This window comes from Paenibacillus sp. 2TAF8 (genome assembly GCF_052114825.1).
In the GTDB taxonomy this organism is placed as follows: Bacteria; Bacillota; Bacilli; order Paenibacillales; family Paenibacillaceae; genus Paenibacillus.
This window is the reverse complement of the sequence record NZ_JBFRFN010000002.1, coordinates 368,404-382,543: the sequence shown is the minus strand read 5'-3', so window position 1 is coordinate 382,543 and position 14,140 is coordinate 368,404. Positions and strand designations below refer to the sequence as shown.

General features: G+C 43.9%; 13 protein-coding genes. 10 read left to right on the top strand and 3 right to left on the bottom strand.

What is annotated here, in order from left to right; translation table 11 throughout:
- Positions 1-100 precede the first annotated feature (100 nt).
- Entirely contained in the window at positions 101-1,381 is a 1,281-nt protein-coding gene (locus AB4Z30_RS03775; protein WP_441923419.1) for a stalk domain-containing protein, read from the bottom strand.
- Between the two features lie 264 nt (positions 1,382-1,645).
- Between AB4Z30_RS03775 and AB4Z30_RS03770 the strand changes: the two genes are divergently transcribed.
- Together AB4Z30_RS03770 and AB4Z30_RS03765 are read left to right on the top strand one after the other, a co-directional pair.
- Positions 1,646-2,014 (top strand): hypothetical protein, encoded by a 369-nt coding sequence (locus AB4Z30_RS03770; protein ID WP_441923417.1) that lies wholly within the window; start codon positions 1,646-1,648, stop codon positions 2,012-2,014.
- Between the two features lie 17 nt (positions 2,015-2,031).
- Positions 2,032-3,264 carry an exo-alpha-sialidase gene (locus AB4Z30_RS03765; RefSeq protein ID WP_441923415.1) on the top strand — a complete coding sequence of 411 codons (1,233 nt, stop codon included), beginning with the start codon at positions 2,032-2,034 and terminating at the stop codon, positions 3,262-3,264.
- 98 nt (positions 3,265-3,362) lie between these two features.
- Here AB4Z30_RS03765 and AB4Z30_RS03760 read toward each other — a convergent pair whose 3' ends face one another.
- Positions 3,363-3,788, bottom strand: a complete 426-nt coding sequence (locus tag AB4Z30_RS03760; protein WP_441923413.1) for a hypothetical protein — start codon at positions 3,786-3,788, stop codon at positions 3,363-3,365.
- Between the two features lie 213 nt (positions 3,789-4,001).
- Between AB4Z30_RS03760 and AB4Z30_RS03755 the strand changes: the two genes are divergently transcribed.
- The 8 genes from AB4Z30_RS03755 (at position 4,002) to AB4Z30_RS03720 (ending at position 13,260) form a co-directional block, all read left to right on the top strand.
- On the top strand, positions 4,002-4,310 hold the full coding sequence (locus AB4Z30_RS03755) for a hypothetical protein (RefSeq protein WP_441923411.1): 309 nt from the start codon (positions 4,002-4,004) through the stop codon (positions 4,308-4,310).
- A gap of 219 nt (positions 4,311-4,529) precedes the next feature.
- Entirely contained in the window at positions 4,530-5,102 is a 573-nt protein-coding gene (locus AB4Z30_RS03750) for an esterase/lipase family protein (protein ID WP_441924189.1), read from the top strand.
- Positions 5,103-5,402: 300 nt separating this feature from the next.
- The gene (locus AB4Z30_RS03745) at positions 5,403-6,143 is read left to right on the top strand and encodes a LytR/AlgR family response regulator transcription factor (RefSeq protein ID WP_441923409.1); all 741 of its coding nucleotides are present in this window, start codon (positions 5,403-5,405) and stop codon (positions 6,141-6,143) included.
- Between the two features lies 1 nt (position 6,144).
- Entirely contained in the window at positions 6,145-7,443 is a 1,299-nt protein-coding gene (locus AB4Z30_RS03740; RefSeq protein ID WP_441923407.1) for a GHKL domain-containing protein, read from the top strand.
- A gap of 110 nt (positions 7,444-7,553) precedes the next feature.
- The gene (locus AB4Z30_RS03735; RefSeq protein ID WP_441923405.1) at positions 7,554-9,605 is read left to right on the top strand and encodes a serine hydrolase domain-containing protein; all 2,052 of its coding nucleotides are present in this window, start codon (positions 7,554-7,556) and stop codon (positions 9,603-9,605) included.
- Between the two features lie 339 nt (positions 9,606-9,944).
- Positions 9,945-10,934 (top strand): SDR family NAD(P)-dependent oxidoreductase, encoded by a 990-nt coding sequence (locus AB4Z30_RS03730; protein WP_441923403.1) that lies wholly within the window; start codon positions 9,945-9,947, stop codon positions 10,932-10,934.
- 495 nt (positions 10,935-11,429) lie between these two features.
- Positions 11,430-12,323: a UDP-N-acetylmuramate dehydrogenase gene (gene murB / locus AB4Z30_RS03725; RefSeq protein ID WP_441923401.1), complete on the top strand. Its 894-nt coding sequence runs from the start codon at positions 11,430-11,432 to the stop codon at positions 12,321-12,323.
- Between the two features lie 217 nt (positions 12,324-12,540).
- The gene (locus tag AB4Z30_RS03720) at positions 12,541-13,260 is read left to right on the top strand and encodes a hypothetical protein (protein WP_441923399.1); all 720 of its coding nucleotides are present in this window, start codon (positions 12,541-12,543) and stop codon (positions 13,258-13,260) included.
- 21 nt (positions 13,261-13,281) lie between these two features.
- Here AB4Z30_RS03720 and AB4Z30_RS03715 read toward each other — a convergent pair whose 3' ends face one another.
- Complete coding sequence (locus AB4Z30_RS03715; RefSeq protein WP_441923397.1) at positions 13,282-14,052, bottom strand: DUF817 domain-containing protein; 771 nt, start codon at positions 14,050-14,052, stop codon at positions 13,282-13,284.
- Positions 14,053-14,140: the final 88 nt, after the last annotated feature.

Here is a 14,140-nt window from a genome sequence, read left to right as displayed (position 1 = left end):
GCACAAAGAGTGAAGGAACGGGCTTTTTCTTGATGTGTATGAATCAGATCACTATGTTGATGATAGATAAGAGAATGATAGATTTGAGAAGGCAACCTTGTTATTCCTTGATTACCGATGCTTGCACAGCAGATTGCATATCAGCGCTGTACGTTCGGAACAAACCTAACCTCCAGAAGGCAGCACCCTTCAGATCATAACGTTTAGCAAGCCCCAGCTTATCTCCGACAGATGCTGGTGTCTCACTATTGATGTTAATGCCAAGTAATAGCTTTTCTTTGGGTACACCTGCCTTAAGTGCGAGCACGATAGCCTGATCGACCAGACTGTTTGGCTCTGCAACTTGAGCTTTGGTCCCTGCAGGATTATATTGGTAGGCCATAATGATAAGGTCATCCGCCAGCGTAGCAAGTGTTTTGTAATCATATCCCTTGTAAGCACTATTAAGCGGAGGAACAGCTAGAGAGATGGCAATCTCTTGAGGCAGCGATTCTCTGAGCTGTTTCACATACTGATTCAGCAATTGCTGTTGCCGTACCGCGTCCAGCTTAAATCCCAAACCCTCAAAATCAAGCACAACACCACCGAAGCCATACTCCTGAACGGCGGCTTTAATGCCGTCAATGGACTTTTGTCGTAAACTGCTGTCACTCAGTACTTTGGTTAACTCGCCGTTTCCATCCAGCGCATAAACCATCAGGCTTGTCTCTATTTGCTGACGGGCTGCATCAGCCACAATTGATTTGGGTGTCACTTCACCAGCAGCAGCTGGAATCTGGTACTCTTTTCCTTCAAGTGTAAATTGACCATCCCGATCAATCCGGCTCCAGCCAAAAGCAACCGAATTCATCAATGGTAAGAGATCAATCTCGTGGTACGCTTGGATGGCATAGAATGCTCTAAGATGCATCTCACGTTGAGGTGACACCATAGAGACGGTTCGTGTAGCCTGATCCCAGCCTGTACGGACATCGAATTGGCTACTGAATGAACTCAGCGGAATAAGTACACGTCCTTCGCGCTGTACCGGTGCGGCAGCGAGATTCACTTTCTCTCCATTTACAGTAGCTATCTTGCTTCCGACCTGAAGAACAACTTTCGTTGTTTTTCCTTTGGATGTGTTTACTGCGGTTATGGTCTGGGTTTTGTTGTTCCAGCTAATACCAATGCCGAGTGCTTCTCCGACCGTTCGGAATGGAACATAAGTGACCCCCCGATCAATTCGTGGTGCTGCATCAAACGTTAATGGAACATGATCCAGTTGAACGGAGATTGCGGGAGCTGCTTGAAGTTTATGGGCTTGAGATGCAGGGATGCTGCTCATAATAGACAGAGCCATGACGGCAGCGGCAGCGATTTTACGAGTACGTTGCATAAACATGAATAGGTGTACCTCCAAGCGGTGTGATTTCTTCGTAAATCCAGATGGATATATAAGAAACACATAAGATTTGATCTAATCAATCCAGCATAAAATCTTTAAGTCTATTAATTAATCGTAGTAGTTTACCAAACCATAGCAATTCGGCAAATCTATCATAACAAAATTTTCATATTGTTCCAATACGAGAAAACATAGAATCTGCATAACACAAGCTTAGTGGAAAGTATAGTGGAGTATATGGTGTGAAAGGAGTGTGACTCTTTGCCGAACTCTACAGGGTTCATCTACAATCCGGCTTCAGGCCCGACACAGTCTACGCAGATTATCGTCACTTGCATTAACGACTCACTTAATGCGCCTGTTAATGTCGAACTTGAAGTTTTTAGATGGGACACGGCACAACTAGCACGGGTTCCTATTGGTCATGATTTAGCTCAGATTTTGCCTCAAGCAACAAGAACCTTTATCTATCCGTTGATTAACGCAGCATTTTTTGAAGTTCAAAGTGATTTTTTTAGCGCAACCAGTACGGTAATCCATGTCTATGGCGTTGATTCTACGGGTCAGATCATACAGCGCATTCTTCAATCTGAAATGACGTTAATCGACCGGTTTACGAACATTCCTTAGAAAAAGAGGTGATGAAATTGGCGGTTGTTAATATTACCGGCGCTTTGGGAGGGAATCAGTTTGAACCCTCTATTGCGGTTAACACGTTGAATCCCAATATTATGTGTGTCGTGGCGGTCGATACGAGTACTGGGCCGACACTTACGGGATTTTATCGTTCCATTGATGGGGGAACTACATGGTCCACCACTGTTCTTCCACAACCAGCAGGTTACTCTGGAGCCGAAGCACCAACTATTGACTATACGTTTCCAAGCACCTTTATTATTACTGTACATCTGTTCAACGGAAACAATGACGGTACGATTGCCAGTTATACTTCATTTGATGACGGTGCCACGTTCCAGCCTCCAGTAATTGTACAGCTGGGGTTTGGGACAATTGTGCATAATGATGAGCCATTTATCGCTGTGGATCGATCTCCAGGCAGTCCGTACAGAGGCCATGCTTATGTAGGTTATACCCCGCTTGCCACTACTTCTTCTGCTATTTTCACTCAGAGATCTATCACACAGGGCATAACCTGGGAAGCGCCTGAAAGGCAGTCCAGTCCGAGGGGAATACATGACAGGGCTGCACTGGCTGTAGGTTTCTCCGGTGAGGTATATGCAGGTTATATTATTACTGGACCTGCAAGCCCGTCAGCACTATTGCGCATATCTTATGATGGCGGAATTACGTATCAGCCTCCTATTGAAAGACAGGCCACATTTATTTCTTCGGTGGTGCCTGCACCATCGCCGCTGCCCGTACCGAATTATAATTTCCGAGTGCAGACGAATCTGAGCCTTGGCGCAGATATTTCTAATGGACCTAACAGTGGAACCGTTTATGCCGTATGGAATGACGCTCGGGCTGGCTATACGGATGTTTTGCTTTGTGAATCTCCTGATGGGTTACTTTGGTCAGATCCGATAAGCATTACTAACGCACCACCGGGTACGCAGAACTTTTTTCCGGCCATCACTGTTTCTCCATTCGCGGGAACGATTCGGGTAATCTATTACAGCAATCAGATTGACGGTTTTCTGCTGGATGTATTCGTTGCCGAGTCCTTTGATGGGGGAGCGACTTTCAGTAATCGTCGTCTAACAACAACGTCCTTTAATCCGAATGGTGTCTCCCCAGTGCCAACCGTTCTAATCGGCGACTATATCACAGCAGCTACATATGCCCCGGATAACCTGGCTGCCGTGTGGATGGCTACTACACCGCCGACGGGCAAGCTGGATGTATATTTCGGAAATTAGGATGGCACATAAAGGCCCCAAACCTGTTCTCTACAATGCTTATGGAGATTACAGGGATGGGGCGTTAGGCATTACATACGAGAGCTTGATCTAAAACGTTAATCCGAAACGATGAATCCATCGAAATTTTCAGGCCCCACCCGGACGGTACCGAGCAGATTGGTGCTGATAAATGCAGTATAGGTGATCTGTGGGGTTACAGGCGGGTTAAAGTCATTTGCAGAAAATATGATGACCTCCGGCGCAAGCAAACCGCTCAGACCAAACGTGTGATTCGCTGAATAAATGAGAGGATCTGTTGAAACCGTGCCACGTACAATCGTAATTCGGACTTGGAATAGAGCGAGTGGAAGCTGAACTGTAATCGTCCCTTTCAGAGAAACTCTGGGATTAGGACCTGTCCCTGCAGTCAGTAACCCGATCTGTGCAAATAATGTAGGTGTATTGATGACGGGAATAGGAATGGCAATGGAATTAAATGTAGCTGCATTCAACGATACCCTTGCATCAAGTAGTTGGGTCATATGATATTCCTCCTTCGCTTTCAGATAGAATACTATATTCAATGAGTTCACATTCGCATGGACGAGCGCTCAGGACTAGCCAAATTAGGAAAGTTAAATGGAGTATTAAAGCACTTCTAAACGTATGTTTTGACACAGCCAGAATGAAATGAGAGAATACGTTGTTATGAAAAGACGTGGAGAACAAATAAATGATGTTGGGGGCATAACATAATGAATCAGCGTGTTAAAATAACCAGATCGATGCAGGAAAACAATCCGGAACAACATATTTCTTTGGAGGAATGCAAAGCATATTTTGCTACCAAGGCGGAGTTTACTTACTCCACAATACTTAATATCGTTGGTGCGGAGAGCACGATGACCATTGAAGGAGATTTCTTTATGTGGCAGCATGAAGGACAACAATATCCATTCCGATTGTATATGGGGGAGTTGTATGTTGCGATTTCGAACGAAGCGATCGTTCCGGTTATGATGGAAGCGGCGTCACATCTGCATGCTGATATTGTAGAGGGATAGTTGTCTAGTGCTTCGAGGCAGTACAAAGAGGCATCATGCTTAAAGAGAAGAACACTTGTATTTCGACAAAACAATTAGCAGTAAAGATCATACTCAATTGGGTAAATGAGACTTAAGTTCCATATTATTTACATATTTAAAATTGTAAAATGTGGATATATCTTATTTCACAGGAGGTTGATCTAATTGAGAAGGTTAAGACCACTGTTTATTATTTTGATGAGTACGATCTTTGCTTTTACGTTACCAGGGATTGGACAGAGTACGACAGCTTCTGCTGCAACTACACGGACGCCAATCGTATTTGTTCACGGATTGACCGGGTCGGATGGCAATTTCGCCCTTATAGAACGTTATCTGCGCAGCGAGGGCTGGGCAAGTAATGAGTTATTTGCCATTGATCTTCCGAGCAAAGCAGGCAATCAGTCGTTGAACTCAGCGGCGATTAGTCGCTTTGTGGACGATGTTCTTCGCCAAACGGGGCATTCCAAAGTTCATATTGTTGCTCACAGTATGGGCGGGGCCAACAGTCTCTACTACATACTGAACCGCGGAGGCATTGATAAAGTGGATAAACTGATTACGCTGGGCGGAGCGAATCGGTTGACAACGAACAGCGCACCAAGCGGCATTCGAGTTACCTCGATCTATTCCACCAGCGACACCATTGTTTCGCCTCTTTTATCCAGACTGGACGGGGCGAACAATATTTCCGTTAGTCTGGTATCTCATATCGGATTGCTCTTTAACTCGAGAGTCAATGCCTTGATCAAGGCTGCACTGATCGAATAACTGTGATTGAGCACGTATAGACCCATCATATATTAGCACTTATAACAAGACTGACCATTTTTGGTCAGTCATTTTTTTCGCTTTAAGGTGAAGTGATGCTTCCAACCCCAGAACTTGAAAAACTCAAAAACAATCAAAGGATAGGATAGTCTCGTCATCACTATGTTGTTCTTTTTGCGTTTGCCTGTAATTCAGGGTGCTTTAGATGCAATTCAACCCATTCCTAAACCACTGAGCATGTTTTAATAGTATATTAAAACAAAGAGTGAAAGTGCTTGCGTTCAGGAAAGGCGGGATGGCATGTATCATGTAGCGATATGTGACGACGACGAGCAGCAACGAGAACTGGTGAGGCATATGCTGACAGTGTTCTCGCTCAAAACCAATATCGAGTTTCATATCACCATGTTCAGTTCAGGAGAACAACTCCTAGCTCATTATAAGGATCAGAGAGAGACGTTTCATCTGCTTATTCTGGATGTAGAGATGGATGGGTTGAATGGCATACAGACAGCACAGGAAATCAGAAAACTCAAGATTATGGATGTGCAGATCATGTTTCTAACCAGTTATCCCGAGTATATGGTCCAAAGTTTCGATGTCATGACGTTCCAATATTTGATTAAGCCGATTCAGGAGAGTGTACTGGAAGAGAAGCTGATTAAACTACATCAGTATTACCAAGCTATGGATAAAAAATACCTGGTGATTAAATCGGATTACGATGATTTGATGTTGAAATATGAAGATATTTTATGGATTGAGGTGGTCAAAAGCCTCACGGTTAAAAACAAGCTAAAGGTGATTACTCGTGATAACTCTTATCAAACGAAAGGTATTCTATCGGCTTATGCTGACACGCTGAAAGAGCACGGTTTTATGCAAATTCACCGATCCGTCCTCATTAATCTAATGCATGTACACAAGTTCACCGGGGCACAGGTCACGATGCTGGATGGAACCTCTCTGCCTATAGGTCGTTCCAAAATCAAAGAAGTTAAGGATACGTATACCAAATATATGATCATGAGGGTTCAATAAAATGAATATTTTGCATCTAGTACCCGTCATTTTGTTGACCTTGCTCATGACCTTTCAAGCTAATTATTATTTTGATTCTGTGCTGGGCAAGTCCAGACGTAAACCTCGCAGAACGATTTATTTCATCGTCTTTATCCTGTTAAATTTCTTTTATTTGGCTACGCGATTACCTTCTGTTCTATCAACTGTTCTTGCATTGATTTATATCTTCACTCTGGCACAATCCTACCGGGTTGAATTAAAACTGAAGATTATGTTTACGGTTATGTACGCAGCGCTGTTAACCACGGTGAATATCATTTCAGTTTATGTTTTTAGTGTGATTGACGGTATCGACTACCTGAAAGAGGCTGTCTATGGCCCGGAAGCGATATGGTTGTTCTCCAAAGTTCTGCTGCTAGGGTGTAGCATTATGTTTGTTGTGATCCCTATTGTTCATCTCATTGCCAAACGCAGGAGCTTCAGGGTGCACCATCGGTCTTATTTTTTGTTTTTAATCGTAACTTCGATTACGGTGTACCAGATTAATGTCATTTCAATATACAGCGAAAAAAATATTTTTTATATTTTTTCGGTGCTCGGTTCGCTTTTTCTCAATGTATTTATTGTATATGTATTTGATAATATCGTGGAGAAAGCGCAGCTTGCGCATGAGAATGAACAATTGCAGCGGCAGATGGATTATCAGGATGCCAACTATGAGAAGACCGTGCACAGTTTCAAAAGCATTAAAAGCATTATCCACGATATCAATCAGCAGTTTCTATATATCGAAGAATGTGTGAAACGCAACGAACTTTCAGCAGCAACAGAGCATATGCATGTTACTTTGAACACCATTGAGCATGCTTACCAACGTGTGAATAGCGGTAATCTGGTCATTGATGCTCTGGTTACGAATACGTTGACCGTCGGGCAGGCAAACGGCATTCGAATCGATACGCGCATCCAGCTCCATTCTCAGCATATAGGTATTGAAAGGTATGATTTATGTGTGGTGCTCGGAAACGTCTTGGATAATGCTGTTGAAGCATCCAAAAAAGTACGGATATCGGAAGATCGCTACATGTTAGTCTCTATTCATTCCACAGCTTCTGCTCTGATGATACAGATTATGAATCATACAGCTCAACCGGCAACGGATCTCAAAAGTGAGAAAATGGATTCAGAATTTCATGGTTTTGGCCTGACCAATATATCCAGAATATGCAATAAATATGGAGGACACATGACCATTGAGCAAACACAAGGGTCTTTTAACAATATGGTCGTTCTTCCGTACAACAAAAACAACGTCTGAACTGTCGTTCAGGGGTTGTTTTTTTCCATTCGGGGTTCTTTTCCGCTGGTGATGCTTTTGCCAGGTATGATGAATTCATTCACGTATCGAACTGAAGGAGGAACTCTTGAATGAAAAGGATAATTACGATTTTATGTGCGTTCATGCTTATTATCATGCCTGTAACTGGAGTCAAAGCTGAGGCGACTGAAAAGCAGGCGATTCAAGCGAAAGCTAAACAAATCGCTGACATGCTAGTTCAGAATTACGGCGTCACAAGTCTGCAATATGCGATTATGGAAGATGGGGAAATGATTTTATCGGACGGTGCTGGATTTCATGATAAGGCGAACCAGAAAGTCGTGGACAAAGATACCATGTACGGTATAGGCTCCGTAAGCAAAATGGTGGTGACGACTGCGGTCATGATGTTGGTCGATTCTGGTGAAGTTGACCTGGATCAGCCACTTACCACGTATATTACCGATTTCGAAATGGCAGATCCCCGCTATAAGGAAATCACACCGCGTATGTTAATGAATCATTCATCCGGCTTGTATGGTTCGCAGTATGGAAACAGTATGCTGTTTGATGATAACGATACACGTAATCATGATGAACTGCTGATCAAACTTCAGGCCGAACGTCTTAAGTCTAAGCCTGGGGAATATTCCGTCTATTGCAATGATGGCTTTCAATTGCTGGAGATTCTGGTTGAGCGCGTGAGTGGACTAAGTTACAGCAAATATGTGGAACGGTATATAAGTAAGCCGTTGCAACTCGATTCTACGAAGACGCCACTGGATTCTTTCGACAGAGGCAAATTAGCTGAAACCTATTGGCCAACATTTAAACCGAAGATGCCTGTTGAAAATGCGAATATCATCGGCACAGGAGGTATTTATTCAACGGCTGAGGAGTTAACGAAATTTGCGGAGGTGCTGATGGGTAATCGCCCGGATCTTCTATCGGAGGCTTCTGTTAAAGCGATGCAAAGTCCAGAATATCGCAAAGGTATTTGGGTATCTGACGAAATCAATTCGTTCAACTTCGGACTCGGCTGGGATGCAGTAGAACTTGCCCCATTCAGTGAGTATGGCATTAAAGCACTGACCAAGGGTGGCGATACGATAATGTATCACGCTTCATTAATTACGATTCCAGAGCACGACATATCCATGGCTGTGTTATCCTCAGGTGGATCTTCTATTTTTGACCAGATGTTTGCCTCTAAAGTGTTGCTGGAAGTACTGAAGGAACAGGGCAGCATTGATAACATCAAACCGGATCGTACCTTCTCTGCGCCAGTTCAGACCGATATGCCTGCTGAGCTGCAAGATTACTCCGGCTTGTATGGAACCGTTGGTGCAACTACGGAAATCGATATTCAGAATGGAGCATTCACATTACCAGCTATGCTGGGCGGACTAATTGCTGAACAAAAGTATGTGTATACAGCGGACGGGTATTTTACCAGCAAGGACGGAAGTGTGAAAGTAAGCTTTGTGAAAGAAAGCAACGCCAAGACCTATGTGAAAGTTCAAGGATATCTTAGCTTCCCAGGGCTGGGACAGATGGGCATGAGCACGTATGATTATCAAAAGCTGGAGCCTAACAAACTGGATGCAGTTACCCAAGAGAAATGGGTTGCACGGAACGGTTTGAACTATTTTGCACTGGACGAAAAAATTACTTCGATCTTTTACCTGGTTCCATCACAGCTGATTAAAAACTTTAAGGTCAACGCAGAGCAGGGCTATGTGAACGGGACTCAAATTAAGGATGTGAATCACTCCGTTAATGTTGCGGAGATCCCAGTCATGAACGGCCGGGATGCATTCGATTTAAGTTTAATGAAGCAACAAGGTGCGGAGATTCTTACACAGAACGGACAACAATACATCTCGGAAAAGGCCATTCGCCCGATCTTTGGCGGTAAATCAGGAATGGCGACCATTCCAGCGAACGGTCAGGCGCGATGGTATGCCATCGGTGGGAAATCTGCTGAAAAGACGATAACGGTGGATTCTCCTGAGCACGGTGGTTATGCGGTTTATAATGATCAAGGTCAGGTGCTGCAGTTCTCTATCGCGACGGGTGAACAGTCCACGAAACTCCCGAAGAAAGGCTTTATCGTATTTGGAGGTAACGCCGGTGATGTTTTCCAGATTCGTATAAAATAATAAAACAATTCCACTGCAATATTCATCACAAAGAGCTGCCGTAAGGCGGCTTTTTGTGTATTTGAATTTTCTTCATTCAGAATGGCACATTTTGGATGATGACTACGTTGTATAAGTAATGACATATCTATTTTCGTCAGGAGGAATAACGACCATGGAATTAAATACTAAGCAGTTTGAAATAAAGATTAGTATGTTGCTATCATAATTATTTGAAAGAATGTTTTAACGAGCATGATTTGACTTCGAGTTCACTCTAAGGTGTAGACTGATTATAGAAGTCCCAATAGGGATAAATACTATAAGCAGTTACAGTCAGAGTATAAGGAGCTGAGCCTGATGAATATAAATAAAGATACAAGAACAGTGCAGCAGAACATAAATTCAGGTTTTGACAAGAGCAGCACAGCGGATGAGGTCTTACATGGCCTGGATCTGTCAGGGCGCCTTGCTGTCGTGACAGGTGGATATTCCGGTCTGGGACTGGAAACGACACGTGCATTGGTTCGAGCAGGAGCACACGTTGTTGTAACTGCTCGTAGACCAGATGTTGCGCGTGAAGCTTTGGCTGATCTTGAACATGTAGAAGTGGACGAGATGGATTTGGCTGACTTGTCCAGTGTTGCTGCATTTGCGGAACGTTTTCTGGCAAGTGAACGCAGCATCGATATGTTAATCCTGAACGCAGGTATTATGGCCTGCCCAGAGACCCGTATTGGTCCGGGCTGGGAAGCACAGTTTGCTACGAACCATCTGGGACATTTCGCGCTAACCAATCAATTGTGGCCTGCGCTGATCAGTAAAGGTGGAGCCCGTGTCGTTTCGCTTTCCTCTGCAGGGCATCATTTCTCACCAATCCGCTGGCATGATATTCATTTTGAACAGGGATATGAGAAGTTCCCGGCATACGGTCAGTCCAAAACGGCGATCAGTTTGTTCACGGTGGAACTTGATAGACTTGGCAAACAGCATGGAGTTCGTGCTTTTGCTGTACATCCGGGCGGGATTATGACTCCGTTACAACGTTATATGCCTAAAGATGAGATGATTGCACTCGGCTGGATTGATGAGTCCGGCAATGTGGCTAATCCGGGGTTCAAATCACCGGAGCAGGGCGCAGCAACCCAAGTGTGGGCTGCAACTGCTCCCAAGCTTGAAGGCATGGGCGGTGTGTACTGTGAAGATTGTAATATTAGTGAGATGGCTCCCGAAGACGGCGGTTTTTACGGTGTGAAGCCATATGCGATTGATCCAGAGCAGGCGGAGCGTTTATGGGCGTTATCTGCTGAATTGACGAAGACGGATATTCCAGCAAGCGGGCGAGAATGAACCGGACTTCTATATCAAAAAGTAGAGGTTATTAAGAATATGTGATAGAATATTCAGGGCGCTGCGGGTGATAAATCCGCAGCGCTATTGTTTTCTTTATGCCTGACGATCTGAAAAATGTTGTTCATTTATAATTTAACGTGTACTCGAGTACCTATTCAGCAAACAGGCGAATATCATTATAGTATAAGGTTGAATTTCATCGGTCTGAACAGGGAAATATAAGGAAATATAAGTTGAACTATTTATTTACACGTGAACGAAGAGGACAGAAAAAACCTGAAAAAGCAAAGCGGTCGCCTTTATCAGCGGATTTTTTCCTTTGGAAAAGGGAATCAAAAAAATCTGGGGATAACAGCGATTGGAAGGTTATTCTGTCATCGGAGTGGATAGTGTAAATTCTTTGGTTCAACTTATATAGATTGTCATCGGAGTGTGTTTCGATTTACAATGTAGGAATCATGTTCTTTTTGAAGAACGCAGGGAGAGAAAATCATGAATATTTTTGAGAACCACATACCTAACGAAAAAGTGAAATTTAATGAACCGCTAAAAAACCATACGTTTATTCAAATTGGAGGCAAGGCCGATATTCTCGTTCATCCAACCACGGTGGAGGAGATCACCAAAGTGGTAGAAATTGCGAACAGCCATCAGTTGCCGCTGACCGTTATTGGCAAAGGCTCTAACGTTATTATTAAGGATGGAGGCATCCGGGGCGTCACCATTTCGCTCAGCCGCTTCGACCAGATCGAAGTCCATGGGACACGCATGTTGGCGCAAAGTGGTTCCGATATTATTGACGTATCCAGAGCTGCTCTGGAACATAGCCTGACCGGTATGGAATTCGCCTGTGGCATTCCCGGTAGTACAGGAGGCGCTCTATATATGAATGCCGGTGCATACGGGGGTCAGATCGCGGATGTCATTGAAAAGGCGACGGTCGTTACCCGTGAAGGCAAGGTTGTTGTGATCCCGCGGGAAGAGATGAAGCTGAGCTACCGCAACAGTCTCTTCAAGATGGATCATTATATTATTCTGGACGCCGAGTTTACGCTTAGCGAAGGAAATAAAGAGGAAATCTCCAGCAAGATGAAGGAATTAACGTTCCTGAGAGAATCGAAGCAGCCTTTGGAATACCCTTCTTGCGGAAGTGTGTTTAAACGTCCGGAAGGACATTTTGCCGGCAAACTAATTCAGGATTGTCAGCTACAGGGCACTCGTATCGGTGGGGCTGAAATCTCGACCAAACACGCAGGATTTATCGTGAATGTGGATCACGCTACTGCCAAGGATTATGAGGATCTGATTCAGTTTATTCAGAAAAAGGTGTGGGATACGTTCCAGGTTGAATTGGAGACAGAAGTGATATTCCTTGGAGAATATTAATTCAGGATACGACATGTGAAGAATGGAGCATTAGGGCATGTGTAAAGCATGACTAGGGCATGACTATGCGCCGTTAATAAGATGGAGCCGCCATATGGCGGCTTTTTTGCCGTATCTTATAGATATTGAAAAAAGCGATTATGATAATTATGGTAATATTAGATGGGTTTGTGTGTTATGTTATTAATTTATCTATTTTTAAGAAGGAAGCTCGAACATGGGTAAAAGAAAGGGAAACATTCTCAAGATTATAGTCGCAACGATAGCGTTATTAGCACTTTCTGTGATATCGGTATACACATACATGTATATAAAAGAAAAGCCAGGTGGTCTGGCGGACCAAAGCATGTCCAAAGCTATGGGGCTGGACGAAACCATGTCGATTCCGATCGGCAACACGCCGGAGGATGCAGTGGAACAATTCAGGACTTCTTCCTATAACGTCCATGTAGTTCATCAGGAACCTGTGGACGAAGGTATGATCTTGTTTACGCAGAGAACGAACAGTGAAGCATCAAGTAATTTGCAGCTGGAGTATGTGCGAAAAAATAGTTTTGGGTGGAAGTGGGTGTGGGGCGGAGGTTATGGGATAGGAGATATAGATCCGTCTGAGTATGCCTTGTACTACATGAACTTACCGAAGCTTGACGGTATAGACACACCTTTTCCAATGGTATTTGGTACAATCGAGCATCCGGGTATCCAGCGTGTAACTGCTGAAACAGAACTGAACGGCTCCATGTCCATAACGGAAGCGAAGTTGATCAAAACAGATATGGAAGAGTACGTCTGGTTTGTGATGCTACCTTCAACGGAGGGGACACCCTATACGATTAAAGTATATGATGAAGAGGGTAAACAAGTTGGCAGCAAGCAAAATGAAATGGTAAATGATAGCGGATCACTGAAGCTGGGGAAAAGGTCAGCTTCGATGTGATCCGCACGTGGCTTCTTCATGTTATTTTGCTGTGCGATTGGCTTTCACGTGTTTGAGCTGTGCAACGATGATTACACTGATAATGACCAGCAGAAACCATGAACTGATCTTGCTGAAGCTCACCAGTTGCCAGCTCTCATGTTGATCCGGATATTTCCAGCCATTGAAGAAGGTAGCTATATTTTCTGCCAGCCAGATAAAGAAACCTACGATAATGAAAGCAAGAGACAATGGCATACGATAGGTTGTCAGGCGAACCCTGAAGATAATCCACGTTTTCCAGAAGACTACAAATACAAGTAACGTCAACCACCAGCGAAAATCTGGGAGAAAGTGATGGGTGAAAAAATTAAGGTAGATGGCTCCGCCAAGCAGCACGGAGGGGATCACACCCGGCCACCCGGTCATATCCATACGTAACCTTCGCCAGATCTGACACATGAAGCTGGCTACACTTGCGTACATGAATCCGCTGTACAGCGGAACGCCAAATATTTTGCTATATGCAGGTTCCGGGTAAGACCATGATCCCATATGTACTTTGTAAATTTCCAGCATGAGACCGATCAAGTGGAGGACACATATGACCTTGATTTCATCCAATGTCTCTAGCCTACTGCGAAACATGAAATATTGAACAGCAAGCAGAATAAGCAGGATTGCATCATAGCGCGGGATATAAGGAAATGGAATGACCGTTGAAAGAGCCAATGTACCAAAAATGGCTACGGGAAAAATGCAACTCATGGCTTGATGATAGCCAAAATGTAATAACTGAATGAATGATTTCATCGGAGCAACTCCTTCTGATGACACTTCTGATCTCGAGTATATGGAGAGTAGATCATTACCTATATTAATCTAATCGATTTTGCACTAT